Annotated in this window: 13 protein-coding genes and 3 tRNA genes; 8 read left to right on the top strand and 8 right to left on the bottom strand. The window is 40.2% G+C overall.

The features are described 5' to 3' along the window. Positions 1-76: 76 nt before the first annotated feature. On the bottom strand, positions 77-445 hold the full coding sequence (locus tag LWP20_RS06755; protein ID WP_242927358.1) for a hypothetical protein: 369 nt from the start codon (positions 443-445) through the stop codon (positions 77-79). Positions 446-535: 90 nt separating this feature from the next. Then, complete coding sequence (rlmD, locus tag LWP20_RS06750) at positions 536-1,888, bottom strand: 23S rRNA (uracil(1939)-C(5))-methyltransferase RlmD (RefSeq protein ID WP_242928020.1); 1,353 nt, start codon at positions 1,886-1,888, stop codon at positions 536-538. An 861-nt stretch (positions 1,889-2,749) separates the two neighbouring features. Between rlmD and LWP20_RS06745 the strand changes: the two genes are divergently transcribed. Next, a complete protein-coding gene (locus LWP20_RS06745) occupies positions 2,750-3,562 on the top strand; it encodes an SDR family oxidoreductase (protein ID WP_242927357.1) in 813 nt (270 codons plus the stop codon). Between the two features lie 45 nt (positions 3,563-3,607). Here LWP20_RS06745 and LWP20_RS06740 read toward each other — a convergent pair whose 3' ends face one another. Then, a complete protein-coding gene (locus LWP20_RS06740) occupies positions 3,608-4,882 on the bottom strand; it encodes a hypothetical protein (RefSeq protein ID WP_242927356.1) in 1,275 nt (424 codons plus the stop codon). Positions 4,883-5,006: 124 nt separating this feature from the next. After that, on the bottom strand, positions 5,007-5,744 hold the full coding sequence (locus tag LWP20_RS06735; RefSeq protein WP_242927355.1) for an SH3 domain-containing protein: 738 nt from the start codon (positions 5,742-5,744) through the stop codon (positions 5,007-5,009). Positions 5,745-5,814: 70 nt separating this feature from the next. Between LWP20_RS06735 and LWP20_RS06730 the strand changes: the two genes are divergently transcribed. Next, a tRNA-Lys gene (locus LWP20_RS06730) sits at positions 5,815-5,887 on the top strand. A gap of 150 nt (positions 5,888-6,037) precedes the next feature. Continuing rightward, a tRNA-Lys gene (locus LWP20_RS06725) sits at positions 6,038-6,110 on the top strand. Positions 6,111-6,256: 146 nt separating this feature from the next. On the opposite strand, the gene LWP20_RS06720 is transcribed toward LWP20_RS06725, so the two are convergent. Together LWP20_RS06720 and LWP20_RS06715 are read right to left on the bottom strand one after the other, a co-directional pair. Next, complete coding sequence (locus LWP20_RS06720; protein WP_242927354.1) at positions 6,257-7,618, bottom strand: ribosome-binding factor A; 1,362 nt, start codon at positions 7,616-7,618, stop codon at positions 6,257-6,259. An 81-nt stretch (positions 7,619-7,699) separates the two neighbouring features. Next, a complete protein-coding gene (locus tag LWP20_RS06715; protein WP_242927353.1) occupies positions 7,700-8,461 on the bottom strand; it encodes an ABC transporter ATP-binding protein in 762 nt (253 codons plus the stop codon). Positions 8,462-8,797: 336 nt separating this feature from the next. Between LWP20_RS06715 and LWP20_RS06710 the strand changes: the two genes are divergently transcribed. The 5 genes from LWP20_RS06710 (at position 8,798) to LWP20_RS06690 (ending at position 15,304) form a co-directional block, all read left to right on the top strand. Beyond that, on the top strand, positions 8,798-11,065 hold the full coding sequence (locus tag LWP20_RS06710) for a TonB-dependent receptor (protein WP_242927352.1): 2,268 nt from the start codon (positions 8,798-8,800) through the stop codon (positions 11,063-11,065). Positions 11,066-11,183: 118 nt separating this feature from the next. Beyond that, a tRNA-Leu gene (locus LWP20_RS06705) sits at positions 11,184-11,265 on the top strand. 205 nt (positions 11,266-11,470) lie between these two features. Next, the gene (locus LWP20_RS06700; protein ID WP_242927351.1) at positions 11,471-12,688 is read left to right on the top strand and encodes a site-specific integrase; all 1,218 of its coding nucleotides are present in this window, start codon (positions 11,471-11,473) and stop codon (positions 12,686-12,688) included. Positions 12,689-13,181: 493 nt separating this feature from the next. Continuing rightward, complete coding sequence (locus LWP20_RS06695; protein ID WP_242927350.1) at positions 13,182-14,645, top strand: hypothetical protein; 1,464 nt, start codon at positions 13,182-13,184, stop codon at positions 14,643-14,645. Between the two features lie 317 nt (positions 14,646-14,962). Beyond that, complete coding sequence (locus LWP20_RS06690) at positions 14,963-15,304, top strand: hypothetical protein (RefSeq protein WP_242927349.1); 342 nt, start codon at positions 14,963-14,965, stop codon at positions 15,302-15,304. Positions 15,305-15,826: 522 nt separating this feature from the next. Here the strand turns inward: LWP20_RS06690 and LWP20_RS06685 are convergent. Further along, positions 15,827-17,488: a nuclease domain-containing protein gene (locus tag LWP20_RS06685; RefSeq protein WP_242927348.1), complete on the bottom strand. Its 1,662-nt coding sequence runs from the start codon at positions 17,486-17,488 to the stop codon at positions 15,827-15,829. Then, complete coding sequence (locus LWP20_RS06680; RefSeq protein WP_242927347.1) at positions 17,481-20,012, bottom strand: DUF8727 domain-containing protein; 2,532 nt, start codon at positions 20,010-20,012, stop codon at positions 17,481-17,483. Before LWP20_RS06680 ends, LWP20_RS06685 begins: the two co-directional genes overlap by 8 nt. Positions 20,013-20,113 lie beyond the last annotated feature (101 nt).

The following is a 20,113-nucleotide window of genomic DNA, read 5'->3' as shown; positions in this document are numbered from 1 at the left end:
TTATAAAACTAAAAAGGGAAGCAATAACGCTTCCCTTTTTAGTTTTAATGGTATGTAAATTTCTTATACTTTCAGATTAATCTTCCGGATAAGGTATAAACACAAAGTTCTGGAAATCGCCATCCACAACAAACAGGCAGCAGAACTCGTCCGGGTCTTTGTAGGCAGCTTTAAAGTCCTCCGCACGATCTTCCAGAATTAGGTTGCGCTGCACAAAATCTTCCAGGTAAGAGGCATTAATATTCCACTCCAGCGCCAGTTCTTCTTTAGCCAGGAAATTAGAACCAACCGGCACCTGCGTGCGGCTGAATACGAAGATCGGGTATTCAGAAATTTTGCGCTTACGCACCTGGTAAGCTGCTTCTTTCAGAGTCTCAGCTACCACTACAAAGTCCTTGGAAATGGTGCCGAGGTATTTTCCGTTTAATTCCGGGTCGTTTTCCATACGTTATACTTTAGGTCACAAGACATAAGACGCATGATTTTCTGCAAAACTATACTTATACAAAAAATCTTGTGTCTGAAATCCTGTGTCTTATTTAGCGGTTAACAATACTATATTTTCTACATGGTGCGTCTGCGGGAACATATCCACTGGCTGCACACGCGCTACATCATACTTCTCCGACATCAACTCCAGGTCACGTGCTTGGGTGGCTGGGTTGCAGCTTACATAAACAATACGGTCAGGGTGCACCTGCAACAGCTTCTCCACTACATCAGGGTGCATACCGGCACGCGGCGGGTCGGTAATTACTACATCCGGCCTGCCATGTTGGGCTATCAGTTCATCAGAAAGTATGTCTTTCATATCGCCGGCATAAAATGTGGTATTGCTGATGTTGTTGATCTGTGAGTTGATCTTAGCATCTTCTATGGCGCTTGGTACATACTCAATACCAATCACTTCGCGGCTCTGTTTTGCCACAAAGTTTGCGATAGTTCCGGCGCCTGTATACAAATCGTAAACCAGTTCGTTGCCTGTTAAACCGGCAAATTCGCGGGTAATTCTGTATAGTTCGTAGGCCTGGTCTGCGTTGGTCTGGTAAAAAGATTTCGGGCCAACCCGAAAACGTATGCCTTCCATTTCCTCATGAATGTATGGCAGGCCTTTGTAGCAAACCACTTCCATGTCATGGAAAGTATCGTTCATTTTGGTGTTTACCACATACTGCAGCGAAGTTATCTCCGGGAAATTAATTTCCAGGTGCTTCATAATGCCAAGTATAGCTTCCTGGTCATCATACTTCACCAGCAGTATAACCATCAGTTCGCCTGTATTGGCTGTGCGGATAATAAGGTTGCGCACAAAGCCTTCCTGGCGGACAGCATCGTAAAACTCAAAGTTATTTGCCCGTGCATAATCGCGCACCGCCAGGCGAATAGCATTAGACGGATCTGGCTGCAGGTAACAGTGTTGTATATCCAGGATTTTATCGAATCGGCCCGGTATGTGGAAACCTAAAGCCCGGCGCTCAAATTCCTGCCCCGATTGTATCTGCTCGTTGGTGAGCCAGCCGTTGCCAGAGAAGGTGAACTCCAGTTTATTGCGGTAGTATCTGTCTTCAGCCGAGCCAAGTATAGGGTCGAACTCCGGAAGCGCTACTTTTCCGATACGTTCCAGGTTATCTTTTACCTGCTTCTGCTTGTAAAGCAATTGGGTGTCGTAGCCAATGTGCTGCCATTTGCAGCCACCGCAAATGCCAAAATGCTCGCAGAATGGCTGTACACGCTGTTCAGAATATTCATGGAAACGAATGGCCTGGCCTTCCATAAAGCTCTTTTTTTTGCGGGTAATGCGCAGGTCTACCACATCTCCGGGTGCAACGCCTCCCACAAAAATAACCATATTGTTATGGCGCGCCAGGCATTTGCCTTCAGCCACCATCTCTTCAATTCTGATATGCTCGAGTATCTCGACTGGTTTGTTCTTCTTTCTCACGATACTGCAAAATTAATCAATTTTTGGGATTAAGATGGTGTTAGTAGGAGTGGAAGGTTGATACAAACTCATCTTTTGTGTTTAACTGTGGTTTTATAGTTGAAGCCTGTACAATTGGTAAGCAGGCCATACTTTCAAACTTCCTCTAATCCTGGAAGCTTTATCTGCCTATTTGTTTCATTTTATACTTTGGTGCCCTCAGGCCGGGCGGCCTCGTCCTCGGGCATCGCGCTGATGATTTGAAGCTGCCATCGGCTGCGCCTGCATGCTGCCCTTCCGGGCACCGCAACAAATCAAAGGCGCTCAACCCAAGGACTGGGAATAATACTGCTTAGTAGGCAGCGATGCAAATGGAAACCAAGTGTCCGCTTGAGGGGACTATGGGGGTGTTAAAGCAATAGCTACAAAGCAAAGACCTTAGCCAGGTGCACTTACTGACGATTCGATGTTTGAGCGTTCAGCGAGTGGGGGTAGGGGCCCTCGATAAACGAATTTTCTTGATTCTTTTGCTTACAGGGGTGCAGGGGCCCCTTTTAGACTTTTCTCATCAAGGAGAAAAGTGAGGCCCAGCCGGCGAGGCGAAAGCTTAATTAAAGCAAAGCAGTTGAAATGGAACTTGACGTTTGCAAAGAGCCTTGTAGCTCTCCTCCTTTGGAGGGGTAGGGGTGGTTGGAGAATTGTAACACAGCTCCTTAATCAAGAGAAGCTAGAATTAACAAACCAATATTTACGCTTACAATTTCTTCAGAAATAGTAGTTTTGTTGATGCAATTACATGAGTTGCAGAACAGATCAGAAATTACAGCAATGAAAGATAAAGTAGTATTGATAACGGGTGGCACCTCGGGGATTGGTAAAGCATGCGCATTTGCATTTGGCAGGGCAGGGGCAAAGGTGGCTTTTTCGGGCCGTAACCAACAAAACCTGGACCAGACAGCTCAAGAGCTGACTGCTGCCGGCATCGATAACCTGGCCATTAACGCAGATGTAAGTATAGAACAGCATTGCGAGCGGATGGTGCAGGAAACGGTTACAAAGTATGGCCGCCTGGATATCCTGATAAATAATGCCGGTATTTCTATGCGGGCCCTTTTCCAGGATGTGGAGCTGGATGTGCTCCGTAAGGTGATGGACATTAACTTCTGGGGAACCGTGTACAGTACCAAGTATGCGCTGCCATACATTGAGAAAGCGAAAGGCTCTGTTATCGGAATTTCTTCTGTTGCAGGTTATCGTGGGTTGCCTGCCCGTACAGGGTATTCAGCTTCTAAATTTGCCATGCACGGTTTCCTGGAGACGCTTCGGACTGAGCTACTTTATAAAGGCGTACACGTACTGCTGGCGTGTCCGGGTTTTACAGCTTCTAACATCCGGAATACGGCTTTGGCAGCAAACGGACAGCAGCAGGGCGAGACACCTCGCGAGGAAGAAAAGATGATGAGCGCCGAAGAAGTTGCAGACAGAATTCTGAAAGCGACTATTCAACGTAAACGCGACCTGGTAATGACATTGCAAGGCAAAATGGCGGTTTGGGTAAATAAACTCTTCCCGAGCCTGGCCGATAAGCTGGTTTACAATGTAATGGCAAAAGAGAAAGACTCGCCGCTGAAGAAAAGCTAAGTATAAAGTATAAAAAAGGCTTCGTGGTAAACGAAGCCTTTTCTTTTAGAAGTAGAAATAAGTGGCGCCTCCGCCAAACCTTGGGTTAACCACATTGTTAAACAGCGACCCAAACCTGTACCGTACACCGAAATTAAAAAAGAAATCATAGCTGGAGTCCAGTTGCCGGCGCCTGGTCAGTAAATCCTGGTCGGTTACTTCGCCTTTAATAATGTTAAGCTGGTCGCGCTGTATGGCGTAATACCCACCTATATTAAACGATAAACCTTTAAACAGCCGCACATCAGCGTAGCCGGAAAAAGAAACCCGCTTTTTCGAAAAATCATGGAAATAGTGGCTATAGGAGGTAGAGCCGCTTAACTGCCCCCATTTCTGGTTGAAACTCATGTCCAACGCCAGGCTTTGCTGAAACCGTAATTCCTCCTTTTCCAGATAAATGGTTTCTTCCATGTAATCAAAATACCTGGGTCCGGCTTTATACATCAGCCCGATATACTTGTTATTCGATTCGGAATAAGGATAAAAGTTATACTCTATAGCTGGTGTTACAGCTAGGTTCAGGTCATAGTTGCTGTAATCAGATTTCTCGGCGCTGATGAAACCTCCTGCAGATAAGTGGTTGCTCAGAGACCAGACCGTTGTGTTATTAAAGTTGTAGCGCTTGTTGGTATACTTAAATTCTTCGTCGCCTTCGCCATAGCGGTTTTGGTTTTGGTTAACATCAGCAGAGAAGTTTGTTTTTAACTTATCTGTTACACGAGAGGCGCTGATGCCACCGGTAAGGCTGTTGCTGGAGTAGTTTTTGTCGCCGCTAAAATAGCCGCGCATATTCAGGTTAAATACCCAGAAATTCCAGGGGTCTTCGCCCGGTTTTGTGGCAATTTCAGGCGTTTGGTTATTGGCGTCTTTAAAAGATATCACCATTTCTTTCGCCTTTTCAGTTTTCAGGATGTAGGGCAGCAAACCCAACTTTATAATCTCGATAGCTTGCTTGCGGTCTTCGTCGTCGGTGGCGGTTGCCTGCCGGATGTAGCTTTTAGTCTCGGTTATACCTGCAAAATTCTGCTGGCCTTCGAACTGTAATTTATACTCGCGCCCACCGCTTCCTGTGGTTTGTGAAGTAATCAGCAAGTATACATTCGCCTGAAATCTGTCGTTCACATAATCTACAAACGTGATTTCGCGTTTCACATAATCCAGGTCGCAGTAAGCCTGGCAATCAACAAACACACGCAGGTTTTCAGGTTTGGTGTCAGGTGTTTTTGCCTGCGCGGTGCTGATGCATAGCCATATAAGTATCAGGCTGAAGAATGTTTTCATACAAAGGCAAATTTGGTTTAAAGGGCCAGTGAATTAATTAAATTCTTTAAATATAATAATAACTATATATAATTAAAGAATTTGTTTCTAATTTTCACTACATTTTAAACCATGCCTTTTGGGGTTAAGGAAGCTCCAGCAGGTTGTTTTTCCGGATATAAGCTTTTTCGCCTTTCCACTTTATCTCGTACCAGATATCCTGTTCGCCGGTAATAGGTACTTTGTGGCCTTCTGATGCCGTTGCCAGCCACGTAGCACCCGCCGAGGGCGCCGACATAATAGCGACCTGGTTCTGCTTAATAATACCTGCATCGCCCAGGTTCAGGAAATTAATGTAGTAAAGTATAAACAGCAGGTAAAATATAAATCCCGCTTTAAAGGTCTTGGTAAATTTGTGGCCTTTGCGCCAGCTCAGGAACATAACCGTTACCGTAACTACAGCCGTAATCAGCATCAGCTCCAGAATGCGCATATAGTGTTTGCTGAACTGGGTTTTAAAGAACTGCAGATCGTTGTACTCATACCCGTTCAGGCGGTGGGCTTGTGCCAGTTCTTCCATTTTTTTCAGGACAGAGCGGCTGGGTTGCTTCGTATAAAAGAGGTGAAGGTAATAGAGTGCACCTGTATAATCGCGCAGGCCTTCTTTAATATAAGCCATTTTCAAAAGCATTTGCGGCGAGTAAAGCTTCTTTTGCGTAAGTATAGTTTCGTATACTTCCAGGGCTTGGGTGTATTGTTGTTTATTGAATAAAGAATCTGCCTGAGCAAGCGTAAATTTATCTCCCTGACTATAAACAGGTTTGGTAAAAAGGAGTAAAAAAACGATTAAAAAAGCAGATATTTTGAACCAGATGTTTTGCATTTAATCAGATTGCTGTTACTTTTGCATCGCGATTGAGGGAAACGCCCCAGAGTACGCAAGTTAGTAAAAAGATTCTGTAGCTCAGCTGGTAGAGCAATACACTTTTAATGTATGGGTCCTGGGTTCGAATCCCAGCGGGATCACAATGAAAGCACAGGCCTTTTCAACGAGAGAAGGCTTTTTCTTTCTTCTCCTTTTACCGGGAGACAGTGAAAAAAAAGAGGAATTAATTTTTTGCTAATTAGAAAAAAGCTTTTAATTTTGCCCTCCCTAACAAGGAAATAAATAGTACCGATTCTGTAGCTCAGCTGGTAGAGCAATACACTTTTAATGTATGGGTCCTGGGTTCGAATCCCAGCGGGATCACTTCAAAAGCCACTCCAACAAGAGTGGTTTTTTTTATGCTTATACTTTTCAAGTCGTGATTTTAGTAGTAGTCAAAAGCTGCTGAAAACAGAAAGCCCCGGCCTGCATGGCAGTACCGGGGCTTTCTGTTTAAGTATAAATCCTGCTTATACTTCTGTTTTATACAAGCGCTCAAACAACTGGTATTTATACTTCGGATATTCTTTAAGCACAGCAACTACTGCAAAAATCGTTATTCCGATTACAACCGGATATACCAGGTATAAAAGCGGGTGCAGTAAGGGCAGAAACAATAAACCTATCAGCAGAATAGAAATGAAAGTATACAGGTAGGAGGTTTTGGCCCCGAAACTCATAACACCTCCGCGCACTACTTTCGGGCTCAGGAATGAAGCGATAATACCAATTGGCGTAAGCACCAGCACCGAGGTAAAGTACATGAGTAAAATAAATACGGCGTGCTCCTTGTTAAAAAAGGCTACATACAGCACTACCAAACCGGCATCCAGCAGCAAAGGCACACGCAAAGGCATCAGGCTGGCTTTCAGGAAATCGATGATATTGCCGCTGGCGCGCTCTGTTGTTAGCCACAGCGTTTTATAAAAGCCCCAGACATTATTGAATACATAAGTATAGAGTACCAGTGGGCCTACAAACATCCAGATGCTGATGTTCTGATCGTACAGATGCACGCCTTTAGTGGTATAAGCACCTGCATCGGCAGCCAGCATAAGTACTTTAAAAGCCAGCCCGAACAAGATGAGCTGTTTGGCTATTTTGTTGTTTTTGAACAGGCGCCAGGCCAGGCTGCGGCGCGAATTCTGGCTGTAGCTCACAACTTTTTGTTTCGGCTCGAATGCAGCCTGCTCTAAAAAGTAACTCGATGCCGTAAAGAAGCCTAAAGCCGCCAGGTGAACAATCAGAAGTAAAGGCGAGGTAATAGGCTCATACATGGGCTCCCGAACCTGCAGTGCTACGAAGGCACCGGCCATTATAGCTGCCGTTATAAAAGCACTTTGGCGCCATTTAATACGGCGCTCTACCAGCAGTTGCAGCGACCGGCGTGTAATGTGGGCCGTCAGGAAAACCATTAAACTCTGCAGCAAATGACCTACTCCATAATCCGGAGAAAGTATAAACAGCATGAGTAAAAAGCTGACCAGCACAAAGTAGAAAGGCGAGGCCAGTTCCACCACCAACTCAACCCAGAATTTCTGCATCGGCTTAATCGGGTAAATACGATGTATGAATTCTGTTTTAGGAATGTAGGCCGGGAAAAAACTGCGCATAATTGTTATGGCAAGTATAAAAAGATTGGTATAGCCCAGCACTTTTTCAACGCTTGGGTTTATGCCGCCCTCATGTGCCTTCTGCAGCAGGTAAGAGAACATCCAGCTATAAAACACCGACATCGCAATGCCCAGCAGCAGCAACAGTATGCGTTGGGTACGCTTCTGCCGGAAATAGCTCTGTAGCCTTGCTTTGCAGGAAAATAAGATCAGATCCATTTAATTCGGTTAAGAGTTTAGAGTTATGAGTTAAGGTAAGTACTGCAAACCGGTGCTTACCTTGTACCTTTTAACTTTTCACTAATTTAACATCCAGTCGATGTTTGCTTCTGTAGTATTGTGGTGTGGCAGCAGCAACTGAAACAGGGCCTGGTCTATGAGGCTCTCGCCGTTCATGGTAAACTCCTGCACCGATCCGTGGTACATCAGCTGGCCATCGTTTAGTACACCAATATGTGTAGCCACGCGCTCAACATAGTTCAGGTCATGAGATGAGATAAGTATAACCCGGTTTGGCGATGCATAATTTCGTATTAGTTGCACAAGTAACTGCGCTGCAATAGGGTCAAGGCCGGTAAAAGGCTCATCCAGTATCAGTACGCTGGGTTTATGAAGTATAGCGGCTGCAATGCCGATCTTTTTTTTCATGCCGGTAGAGTAGCCGGCTATATTTTTGTGAAGCGATTCTTTATCCGAAAAAAAGTAGCCCGTAAGGCTGCTGATGCGCTGGTCGGCTTCGTGCTGCGGTAAACGGTATAGTTTGGCAACAAAGTTCAGGTACTCAAGGCCGGTAAATTCTTCTATCAGCGGATTATCTTCGCACAGGGCGCCCAGGTTTTGCTTCAGTTCCAGGCTGTTTGTAGCATAGTCTTTGCCAAATAAGCTTACAGTGCCGGCATCAGGCTTTATCAGATCCAGTATACAATTCAGGAAAGTACTTTTTCCTACCCCGTTCTTACCCAGAAGGCAGTAACACTGGCCTTTTTCAATAGTAAGGTTAAGCTCCTGCAACACCTTTCGCTTTCCAAACGCTTTCGATAATCCGTCTATTTGTATGCTCATATATATTTATACTTATGGCTTCTGTCCTGAATTTTATGTGCTATATCATAAAACTAAGTATAAGCCCCGAAAAGTCCTAATAAACAAGAAGGATAACTGATTGCCTTTAATCTCAGTAACCTGCCAATTTCAGCTCCCTGAAAATAGGCAACACCATATCTGCCCAAGTTGGTTTCTCGATTTGATTATACTTTCATAAATCTTTCATTGTCAGCAGGCAATTGTTTGAAATTCAGTTCTGAATATAGAATATTAAAATTTATTTAAATTAAAATTTAGACTAACCTAAACTTTAATTTCGTAATGTTGCGTATATATTTTTAAAATGATTTAAATATGCAGCAATTGTATCTCGTATTATTATTGATTTTTCCTTTAGCCGTATTTGCACAGCAGGGAAGTATAAAAGGGGAAGTGAGGAGTAAAGGCCAGCCCTTGCCGTATGCAAGTATAGGTTTGGAGGGTACAAGCTTAGGAGCCACTGCAGGAGCAAACGGCCACTTTGAAATGCAGCAAGTGCCACCTGGCATGTATAAGTTAATAGTTACGGCAGTTGGCTATAAGCCATTTTCTAAAAGTATAACCGTTAACGATGGAGAGGTAGTAAGTATAAAAGCTGAGCTGGAGGAGAGTACATCTCGGCTGCAGGAGGTGGTTGTAACCGGTACCATGCGCGAAACATACTTGCTGGAGTCGCCGGTTGCGGTGGAGATCTATACCCCGAAGTATTTTCAGAAAAACCCAACGCCAGCTTTGTTCGAAGCCTTGGAGGTAGTGAATGGCGTGCAGCCGCAAATAAACTGCAATGTGTGTGGCACCGGCGATATACACATAAATGGCATGGAAGGCGCTTATACCATGGTGTTGATAGATGGCATGCCTATAGTTAGCGCGCTGGCTACGGTTTATGGTCTGAACAGCATCCCTAACAGTTTGATAGAGCGGGTAGAAGTTGTAAAAGGTCCTGCCTCAACTTTGTATGGATCCGAAGCTGTTGCCGGTTTAATAAACGTGATCACTAAAAGCCCTGCAAAAGCGCCACGGCTGGCCGCAGATGTTTTTTATACTTCGCAGAAGGAGCTGAATGCAGATTTTGGAATAAGCCAGCGTTTTAAATCGGCCTCTACTATCCTTAGTGCCAACTACTTCCGCTACCAGGACAGGCGCGATGTAAACGATGACAATTTTACGGATATCCCGCTGCAGCACCGGATCTCACTTTTTAACAAATGGAGCTTTAACAGGCAAAGCAAGCGCACAGCAGAACTGGCAGCACGCTATTATTACGAAGACAGGTTTGGGGGCGAGTTGCAGTGGTCGCCGGCCTACCGTGGTGGCGACAGCATTTACGGCGAATCGGTTTACACACGCCGCTACGAGTTGTTAGGAGCTTACCAGTTGCCTGTAAAGGAGAACCTGCTGCTGAGCTACTCTTTTAATGATCATCTCCAGAACTCGGCGTATGGCACCACCACTTACAAAGGGCAGCAGCGGGTGTTATTTGGTCAGTTGGTTTGGGACAAACCCTTAGGCGAACGACACAATCTGTTACTGGGCACCGCTTACCGTTATACTTTCTATGATGATAATACGCCTGCTACGCAGCAATCGGATGCAGCGGCAGGCATAGCCAATAAACCGGTTTATACTTCGCTGCCAGGCGTTTTTTTACAGGATGAATTCAAAGCATCAACCAGCACAACCTTACTGGCCGGACTTCGCTACGACTATAATTCGGAGCATGGCAGTATACTTACGCCGCGTTTCAACACCAAATGGAGCCCGGATGAGCACAACACTTTCCGGCTGAGTCTGGGCAACGGTTACCGTGTTGTTAACCTTTTCACCGAAGACCATGCCGCCCTGACAGGTGCACGTGAGGTTGTGATTGCAAATGCCCTTAAACCAGAGAAATCCTATAATGCCAGCCTGAATTACCAGCGTTATATAAACCTGAACGGAGGTTACCTCGAACTGGAAGGAACCGCTTTTTATACTTATTTCACAAATAAAATTGTAGCAGATTTCCTGACAGATAACAACAAGATCATCTATGATAATTTAAGCGGCTACGCTATTTCCAAAGGTGTAGCAATGGATGCAGAAGTAGCCTTTACTTTTCCGCTTAAAATAAATGCAGGGCTCACACTGATGGATGTATACCAGGTAGAGAAAGCTGGGGAAGGAAATAAAGAACGTGTGCCACAGTTACATGCGCCAAAGTTCTCTTCCACGTTTGCCGCATCTTACCAGTTTAAAAGCCTGGGCCTAACCCTTGATTATACCGGAAGTATAAAAGGACCAATGTACCTGCCCGTACAGGAAAATGATTTCAGACCGGACCAATCGCCGTGGTTTACGCTCCAGAATCTGCAGCTTACCAAAACACTGCCCGGTGGGCTGGAAGTATACGGTGGGGTAAAGAATATTTTTGACTTCATGCCAAAACACCCGCTTATGCGCCCTTTCGACCCTTTTGACAAGCAGGTAACCGTTGACAACCCGAATAACTATACATTTGATACCGAGTATAATTTCGCGCCTTTACAGGGCCGCAGAACCTTTATAGGCTTACGGTATACGCTGCCACAAGCCAATAAATAAGTTATGTTAATGATACAAGGACAAGTATAAAATGCGGAGGTTTTAAATTCTGGCAGGAAGTATACCAGCTATTGCATATATCAGAAGTGCTCGCTACTTTTGCAACCACATTTTACCTGCGCACGTGGTGAAACTGGTAGACACGCCATCTTGAGGGGGTGGTGCCTTCGGGTGTGGGAGTTCGAATCTCCCCGCGCGCACTTTAAAAGCTCTATTCTAACGGATAGGGCTTTTTTGTTTTTAAAGCCTGTTTTGCTTCTCTTATTACCTGTCTCTCAGTGACCAATCCAGTGACCTGGAATCATCAGGTAAACTGGGTCACGAATAAGCTTGTAAGTTTCTGATTAAGTGTTATTTGTACTGGTGTAACTTGTATTTAAATGGTCTTCTTAAAGAGCAAGAACCATGAAGACACAGCACACATTTACCATCCTGGCGATGGTCAGAAGAAACAAACCCAATAAACTGGGTGAGGTACCTGTCATCATCAGAATAACCATAGATGGCAGTATCAGTGAAATATCTACCAAACACTACATCAAACCTGAATTATGGGACTCAGCCAAAGGTAAGGTGAAGGGTAAATCAGACCTTTCCAAAGCTATTAATGATACCATAGACCTTTTTAAACTAAGAGCTAAACAGCATTACAACAAGCTGATAGAAGCAGGTAAAGATGTAGACCTAGCGGCTATCAAGAATGGAGTCCTTGGTATAGAAGAAAAGAAACCTACCTTACTGGATGTGTTCTCCAAGCTTGTGAGAGACGTGCAAGCCAAGATAGGAGTGGAGTATAGCTTGAGCTGCTATAACGCTTACAGGGCCACAGAGAACCATCTTATTGCCTTTCTTGAAGAGGAATACAAGCTGCAGGACTTCAAGCTGAAAGACCTGTCCTATAGGTTTATAGCTGACTTTGAGCTTTATCTAAAGACGAAAGGGAAGTGCAGGCAAAATGGCGCTATCAAGCACATTCAGCGGGTAAAGAAGGCTGTGAAGATAGCCTTGAAGTATGATTACCTTCAAAAAGACCCTTTCCTTTTACACTCGATGAGTAAGGAAAAGGTGGTCAGACTACCCTTGAATGAAGGAGAACTGAAGATATTAGAAGCCGCGCAATTTTCTGTACAAAGACTGGAGATAGTAAAGGATATGTTTCTTTTTACCTGTTATACAGGGTTAGCTTTCACGGATGCCAAGCACCTTAAAAAGGAAAATTTAGGCATCGGGGTAGATGGAGAAGAATGGATATTCACCGAGCGCCAGAAGACAGGGAATGCCTGTGCTATCCCTTTACTGCCACCTGCAAAGGTAATCCTTGCGAAGTATGCAGAACATGAAAAGGTCTTAACCTCTGGTTACCTGCTACCCATCCCATCCAACCAGAAATTTAATGCCTATTTAAAAGAGATAGGGGATTTGTGTGGCATCAGGAAGAAACTCACAGTACATATAGGGAGACATACTTTTGCAACTACCATCGCTTTACAAAATGGTATACCGATGGAAGTAGTGAAGCAAATGCTGGGGCATGATAACATCAAGACCACTCAGATTTATGCTAAAGTTGAAGCTCGCTTGATAGCAGAATCCATGAAAGTGCTAAGAGAGAAGCTATCTTGAGGTTTCCATTAGGTAAATAACATTATTTAAATACAGAAGGTGTCCGCCATCAATTTCAAAGTCTTTTGTAAATCGTTGTGTAAAAACCTTCATACGCTCCTGCTAGCCTATTTATATTATGCGGGTGTACACATTGGTATAGTATTATTATAGGTAGATTTATTATTTCTGCTCGGGGCTTTGCCCCCGAGTAAGAATAACTAAAAAAAAGTAAAACATTAACAAAAATATTTTAGCAAATAGAAGAAGTTTCTGATATTGCAGCATCAAAAGTAACATTACATTGCAATAGCATCTGAAATCATAGTGGGCTTAGCTATTCTGCATTTGTACCTGTCTTTTTAAATCCACAAACACTTTCTGGACAAGCAGTAAGTTTAGTAACTGCTGTTAATTGTTTTGCTATTGCAGCATAAAGCAGTTGTGCATCCTGTCTTGCTCAGGATAAGCATGTTTGTGGTCAATTTATTATTCATTTCAAAGATAGAACTATATGGAGACCATAAATAACACTATGGGCAGGAGAGTTATGTTCACGCCTGCTCATCTTACAAGAACAGATTTACAGCACAAATTAGGCATCGGCCTATCTGAAGAAGCAATCAAGAAAGTACAGATATTTTTGCATCGCATCATCATAAAGAATACATACCTGAACAGCAAGGACAACGAAGGCAATGAAGGCTTTGTACAGATAAGTAAAACTGAAAGGAGAACCATCTTCGGTAAAGAATACATTGCATTAACAGACCTGCTGCAAAGCAAAAACATCGTTGAAGTTGCTAAAATAGACTGGGTAAATAAGACCACAGGCGAGATTCATGAAGTTGAAGCATATGGTAAAGGGCATAGTACAAAGAAATATCGCATAGTTGGATACACTTCCTTTAGACGTACTGATGTAACAGAGGACACATATATTGTCAGTAAGCTAAACAAGCTGAGGAGTAAGGGCACAGAAGCACATGCCATTTACTCGGTACTTCAAAGTAATACAGACCTTTTGCAGCTAAAGGATAGCCAGGAGTTAAGAGAAAGTTTGACCATATATTACCGCACAAGAGATATTATGCTAACTGGGGAGGAGTATGTTGCCTTCTTTAACAGTGTAGAAACACCTATCACAGTTGATACTTTTGGAAACAGATTTCATGCAAAGCACACAACGCTAAAAAGAGTATTCAGGCAGTACCTAGAGTTTCAAGGATTCGAGGGTAAACCCTTAGTTAACATAGATATTGTAAATAGTCAGCCCCTGCTTTTAAGTCTAATTACCCCTGAACTTGTACAAACCTTAGCTGAAGAATGTGCAGAGGCAATACCCATACTCGAGAAATACTGCGGGATGAAAGATTTTAACAAATTCCGGAATTTATGCTTGAAAGGCAAAATCTACGAATATATCATGAAGGGCTTTAAACAGCTTTATGATATCGAGATTAACAGAGATGAAGCCAAAGATGTGTTTTACCTAGCGTGTTATTCATCTTACCCTAAAGCACCAGAAAATATAGGGTCAAAAGTTATGGCACTGATAACACGGTCTAAAGATACCTATCATGTAGGTAGATTTACAGATAAGCAGATGAAGCCGCTAGCTCTTTATTTTATTCGCTCATGTTTCCCTTCTCTTTTTAATTTGAACTTAGAGATTAAAAAGCTGAACTGGAAGAACTTAGCAAACCATAATAAAAAGCAGTACAAGATGCATGCAAACAGCCCAATGTTAGCTCAGAGGATTGAATCATCATTGCTGCTAAAACTTTGTGCAGCCAACATTAATCAGGCAGGAATTCTGTTCACTACAATACACGACAGCTTTCTTGTGATGGAAAAGGATGCACTTGTTGTAAGAAGAGTAATTCAAGCCACATTTGAGCAGCTACATCTGCCAAAGCCTAGAGTGAAAACAGAAACAGTTCACCAAGTCCCTTCTACGATGACTGTTGCTGCTTAATTTCTTTAGATTTTAAATGTAATAAAAGAGCACTAGATGAGTTATCTAGTGCTTTTTACATTTTAGTTAATGTTTCTGTGCTCATTGCTCTATGTAATAGCTCGAAAATTCAGGTATTATTCTCACTACAGAAAATAAGCACATAACAATATATATAGCTTTAATTAGACTATATGTTATCAAGTTAGCTTCAAATATTTTTTAAATTTTTATTTTTTAAGTTTCTGATTTCTCCACCAAGGCCTATTAACACACCCCCACCTTAACTCGAAGGTTGGGATACCCCCACCAATGTTTAACCTTAAATATTTAAACACATGGTAACAGTTACAAACTTTGTAAAAAGAACATCAGGTGATGGCAAGCAATTTAATGCACTGATTTTACAAGGAGACGTGGAGATGATTCTCTCCAAGCAGTCAGGAAGGTATTATGCTACTGCTAGAACCTGTTCTATTACCAGTACATTAGATGATGTAGTATGTCAGGCCTTAGTAGGTAAGCAACTGCCTGGTACTATTGAAAAGATGGAAAGCGAGCCTTATGATTATAAGGTGCCTAACAGCGATGAGGTCATTACCTTAAACTATGTCTACTACTACAATCCTAACCCTAGGACTATTGAACAGGAAGTATTTGAAATTAAGGCAGCAGTTTAGAAAAGGTATTAAGGGTGATTAGTTCGGTCACCCTTTTATTTTTCATTCTTTTTAAATAGATAAATGATAACAAAGTTTCTTTTAAAACCTGAGCCCAATAACTTCTCTAACAGCTGCCTTTTTGTTTCTAAATATCATATCCAGAGAGTTTACTGTCCTTTTAAAGTATTGTGTACCCAAAATATCCGGGGTATAAGAAAAGGAGAGGAGTTGCAGGTAGACAGAATACTGAGTTGGGATAACGGTACTATACTTTATTCGATTCAGAGTAAACTATACCCACATCATCATTTTAAATACATTCCTCCTTATTACTATATTATTACCGGCCTTGAATAAGGGCCAAGGAGTTATACTGAATTTCTTAGGCATTGTTCTGTGAGATGGTTACTCCTTAAAATCAAACCACTGAAAGAACGTAGCAAAGTTGTAATTTGCAAGTTATGAAGTAGAGACAGGTGATTAGTAACTAGTTACCTGTCTTCTAACTTCACATACAACTTTAAGTACGCCTATTATCCCTTATCTGCTTACACCATTGATACCTTTAATGATGTCTCTAATTTGCATTCTATAATTTGGCTTTGATATGAGAGTTCTAATTTTAGGGTAATGAGATTCACTATAAATGAGGTTACTTTCATCATCATTACTATCTGGATGTAATAGAATTAAGTAGTCTGGCTTTTGATAAGGTTTATCTTTTATTCCTACATCAATAATATACTTCTTTAAGCAAGTTGTTAGGTGAAGGTTCTTCACAGTATTAATCTTACTATACTTGGCGTCTAACACATAATACCTTAACTCACTTGAATCTCTTATTTCTAGGACAAAGTCAGGCTTACAATGTTTTTCCTGCAGTTTTAAATTCCCTATCGTTATTAGATCTAATCCTTTTGTATTATTATTTATTAAAGGTTGATAGAATAATGTAACAGTAATATTACTGCTTAAATTCTTGAACACAATTTTAGAAATAACCTTATGTTTATCAGAATAAGTGATTTCCTTTTCGTACAAATTGTTATCAAAACTTTCGCTCAATATTTCAACAATAACATTAAGATTATAAAGCTCATATAGTTCGCTTAGCTTTCTAATATTCAATAAATGAATTTCTCCGGCTATATTATAATTAGAGTTTCTAAGCAATTTGATTTGATTAAAAGCTTTTTGGTAGTGCCTGTATTTATAGAATATTGGTGTGAGTTTAGGAAACTGATTATTAGGCTTCGCATCTTTAAATAAATTCTGATAACGAATAGCAACTCTTGATACACGAACATCTAAATTCTCTAGATTCTTTAATAATCTTAGGAAAGGTATTTTCTTTAAATCCCTAAAGTCCGTGTATTGAGAAAGTACATAGCTATCTTGTGAATTATTATTGAGATTTAACCTTGCATTTATAACACTCTTTATCTCAGATATTACTTTCTTTAAGAAATAGAATGCTCCAAGAATAATTTCATTTTCATAAGTAGCAAAGGAACTAATATTCTTATCAGAACCTATTGTTTCAATCAACCCATAGTCATTTGAGACATTTATAGCATCTGGGTGATATTTAAGACTATTATCAAACAAAACTGTATCTAAGTTTTGTAAAACCCATTCAATGCTCTTGTTATCAACAGCTTGATTTGAATAGCTTGATACTTCAAATCTCTTTCGTATTACGGTATGAGGAACACTCTTGAAGCTAATAAACAACTGCTCGAAGATTGTACAGAAATTATCAATTAAGTTTAGATACTTAGAAGAATATAGGTATTCCTTTCCTTTATAAACATTATCTCCCCCAATTGAGCTTTTGGACACAAACTCATTCAACACTAGGTGATTGTGCTCAAAAAGGTATAGAATAATATCTTCAATTTCCTTTAACTCAAACTTTTCCCCTAAGATATTAAACTGAAAGACCTCCTCATTAATTTGAACTTTCGCAAAACCAAAATAATCTTCAAAAAAACGAAACTGTTTTGTTATGACCTTATTTGGTCCTTTCTCTTTAATATGCCTCTCATTGATATGTTCATCTTCAATAAAAAAGACATTATGATTTACTTCTGTTGCTGCATATTCTAATTGATAATGACCAAGTTCATGAACAGTATAAAGTCCATCCACTAAGGGCACTTCTTTATATTGCCCATTAATTATTTCGAAGACTTTAAACATGATTTAAAGTAAGGAAATAACTATAGCTATCTTGAGTATATCCAGGTGCTGAGCCTATCTTTATGATATCTGTCAATATATTCGCAGAAACAGAATCATCTAAGCTAAGGCTTTGTATTACTGCTAATAATTCCTCAAGTTCACTTTTTTTATTCGACTGAATATTAATCAGTGGTAGCAATCTTTGAGCTATGCAATAGTCCAGTGGTCTACTCTCTTCTGTCATAATTGTACTAGCTAAAGAGCAGTATCTTTTTATTGCAATATCAACTCTAGGACTTATGTAAATATTTAGCTTATTAAAAATCTTCTTAACACTCTCATATTTAACCCCTAACTTTTCTGGCATTTGAATAGCGTTAATATCACTTTTAAAATCAAATAGATTGAATAAGTTTATAGTATTCTGCAGATTTATTTTTAGTGATTCAATTTCATTACTGCTAATGTTCTCTATTTGAAACTGATTAGGCATCAGCCGAATTATGTTAGTTCTGTCTAATATTCTAGGAGATAATTCTTCTGTAGTTTGGTCATAATTTATGGTACCAATGAAGCGAAGTGCATTAGCGTGTCTAATTATTTCTGACTGCCCAAGATTAATAGACAATGGTTTTGAAGTAGTAGCAAAACTATCAGTTGTGTTATTAAAGATAGACCAGTAATGTTCTAATGGACTGAGATTTGCCTCATCAAGTATGACGTAAGCTAATGGAGAGTCTAAGTATAAACCATTATCCCATTCGTAATCCAACTGCTTTAGTAACTGGTAAAGTCCTGTTGGCGCTTCATGAAACTTTTTAGTCAAAGGATTAGAAAATCCTATTAAATCCTTCTGAGAAGTCCAGCCTCTAGCAACTGGTATTTCCTTAATTCTTTCTGGTACTGTTAAAGCTGAAGTAAATATTTTAGCAAGTGAAGTTTTCCCAGTGCCAGGCAGGCCAGCAAAAAGAGTAAGTGTATTCTGATGAATTGATATTAAAAGGTTATCGATAAAATGATTTTCAAATGACCGTTGCTGGCTTTTCAATATTTCATGTATTCCATCCCTAAGCTTTCTATAAGTTGAGATAGATTCTCCTGCAATTATATGGTTGTTGAAATGAGAATTCTCGCTATTATCAGAAGGCAGGTCTCTTCCACTTATAAAGTTGAAGTGGGTGTTTTGTTTAACTAACTCAGATAGTTTTTCTTGTGCACTTTTTTGTTCTGATGTAAAGTCTTTCTTTAATGCATCAATAGCTGTCTTCAATTCAAGATGTCTATGTTCCTTATATTCAATTTCTTTCTTTAGCCTATCCAGCTCTTCAGATTTATTGCTTCTTTCTTTCTCTATCTCAGTATCTAATTGCTGTTTCCTTCTTTCTAATTCAGAAATCTCATTCTTTATATTTTCTCTTATTCTATTCTGCTCTACCTCAACTTGATTCTTTAGTTCTTCTAACTCATTTTTTAAGTTAGCTAAAGCCTTTTCTTCATCAATAATTTTACTGTTGGTTGCTTCTAGCTCTGCTTCCTTTTGGTCTAAAGCATTCCTAATCTCTAATCTTTTAAATTCAAGCTGTTCTAGTTCTTCTTTTACACCTTGATATTCAGGTATAACTTTTAATAAATTTTGCTTCGTGATTATCTTTTCTTTCGTATTTGAAAGTATTCTTGAAATACGTTCAGCACGTTCTTTATTACCTATTATTCCATTAAGCTTGCTCGCTTTTTCAATCTCCTGTAAGACTAAACTTATACCACTCTGATTAAAAAAATCTTCATTTTGAGACATCAATTCCTCATTGAACCAAGCTACTAAGCCTTTATCACTAATGAAATCAAATTCTTTTATATACTTATCCTTGAATACTGATTTATTAACAATAATTTTTCTATTGAGGTTATTTGCGTTTACTTCGATTATGCCTTTATTATCATTTTTATACTCACCAAACTTGAATTCTTTGCTTTTATCTACTAAAAAGTATCCCTCATCATCAATACTATTAACAGTAAATGGACCAATTATTCTCTCTTGATGGATTACAAAAAATGCTTGATGAGTTTCAAAGTATCTTTCGTTAATTAACTCTTTATCTTTTAAAAGTATCCTAGTTTTACTTGAGTCAATAGTACCTTCAAATAACTCGATTATCTCATTTTTAGAGAAATGTTGTAAATTACTTTTGAAGGTCCACTTTTTAGGTAAGTTATAATCATAGTCATGTTTTTCATTGTATTTTAACTGCCCTCTACAAATTTTGAATAATTCATTTTTATAAAATCTCACTGTAATATCTTCTGTTTCAGTGTCTCTCGCAGGGCTACTAACAAGGATTTTATTACCAATTTCTTCTTCATCGATTTCTAAGTCCTGATAGTTTTCTGTTATGTAACATAGAGGAACAACATTCCTGTCAGCAAAATATGAGTCTTCCTTTACAGCTATGATATAGTTGTTTTCATTAAGCGTATATTGGCTACTACCAGTAAATTTGTAATCATAGGCTAAGCTAGGGCTTTCGTAGTCTTCTACCATTGGTCTATTTAGTTTTGAATATCAGTTTAAAAGCTAGTTAATATTTAAATATATTAATAAAATTTTAGAATCTGAGTTAGCTATGATTTCTACTTCTATTC

Origin of the sequence: Pontibacter vulgaris (genome assembly GCF_022758145.1) — a bacterium.
In the GTDB taxonomy this organism is placed as follows: Bacteria; Bacteroidota; Bacteroidia; order Cytophagales; family Hymenobacteraceae; genus Pontibacter; species Pontibacter vulgaris.
The sequence above is the reverse complement of the archived record's forward strand: the minus strand, read 5'-3'. Positions and strand labels throughout refer to the sequence as shown.

Excerpts from the sequence above, each read along its gene's own strand:
- LWP20_RS06755 (WP_242927358.1), bottom strand. The coding sequence starts at position 445 with ATGGAAAACGACCCGGAATTAAACGGAAAATACCTCGGCACCATTTCC.
- rlmD (WP_242928020.1), bottom strand. The coding sequence starts at position 1,888 with ATGGTGGCTGAAGGCAAATGCCTGGCGCGCCATAACAATATGGTTATT.
- LWP20_RS06745 (WP_242927357.1), top strand. The coding sequence starts at position 2,750 with ATGAAAGATAAAGTAGTATTGATAACGGGTGGCACCTCGGGGATTGGT.
- LWP20_RS06740 (WP_242927356.1), bottom strand. The coding sequence starts at position 4,882 with ATGAAAACATTCTTCAGCCTGATACTTATATGGCTATGCATCAGCACC.
- LWP20_RS06735 (WP_242927355.1), bottom strand. The coding sequence starts at position 5,744 with ATGCAAAACATCTGGTTCAAAATATCTGCTTTTTTAATCGTTTTTTTA.
- LWP20_RS06720 (WP_242927354.1), bottom strand. The coding sequence starts at position 7,618 with ATGGATCTGATCTTATTTTCCTGCAAAGCAAGGCTACAGAGCTATTTC.
- LWP20_RS06715 (WP_242927353.1), bottom strand. The coding sequence starts at position 8,461 with ATGAGCATACAAATAGACGGATTATCGAAAGCGTTTGGAAAGCGAAAG.
- LWP20_RS06710 (WP_242927352.1), top strand. The coding sequence starts at position 8,798 with ATGCAGCAATTGTATCTCGTATTATTATTGATTTTTCCTTTAGCCGTA.
- LWP20_RS06700 (WP_242927351.1), top strand. The coding sequence starts at position 11,471 with ATGAAGACACAGCACACATTTACCATCCTGGCGATGGTCAGAAGAAAC.
- LWP20_RS06695 (WP_242927350.1), top strand. The coding sequence starts at position 13,182 with ATGGAGACCATAAATAACACTATGGGCAGGAGAGTTATGTTCACGCCT.
- LWP20_RS06690 (WP_242927349.1), top strand. The coding sequence starts at position 14,963 with ATGGTAACAGTTACAAACTTTGTAAAAAGAACATCAGGTGATGGCAAG.
- LWP20_RS06685 (WP_242927348.1), bottom strand. The coding sequence starts at position 17,488 with ATGTTTAAAGTCTTCGAAATAATTAATGGGCAATATAAAGAAGTGCCC.
- LWP20_RS06680 (WP_242927347.1), bottom strand. The coding sequence starts at position 20,012 with ATGGTAGAAGACTACGAAAGCCCTAGCTTAGCCTATGATTACAAATTT.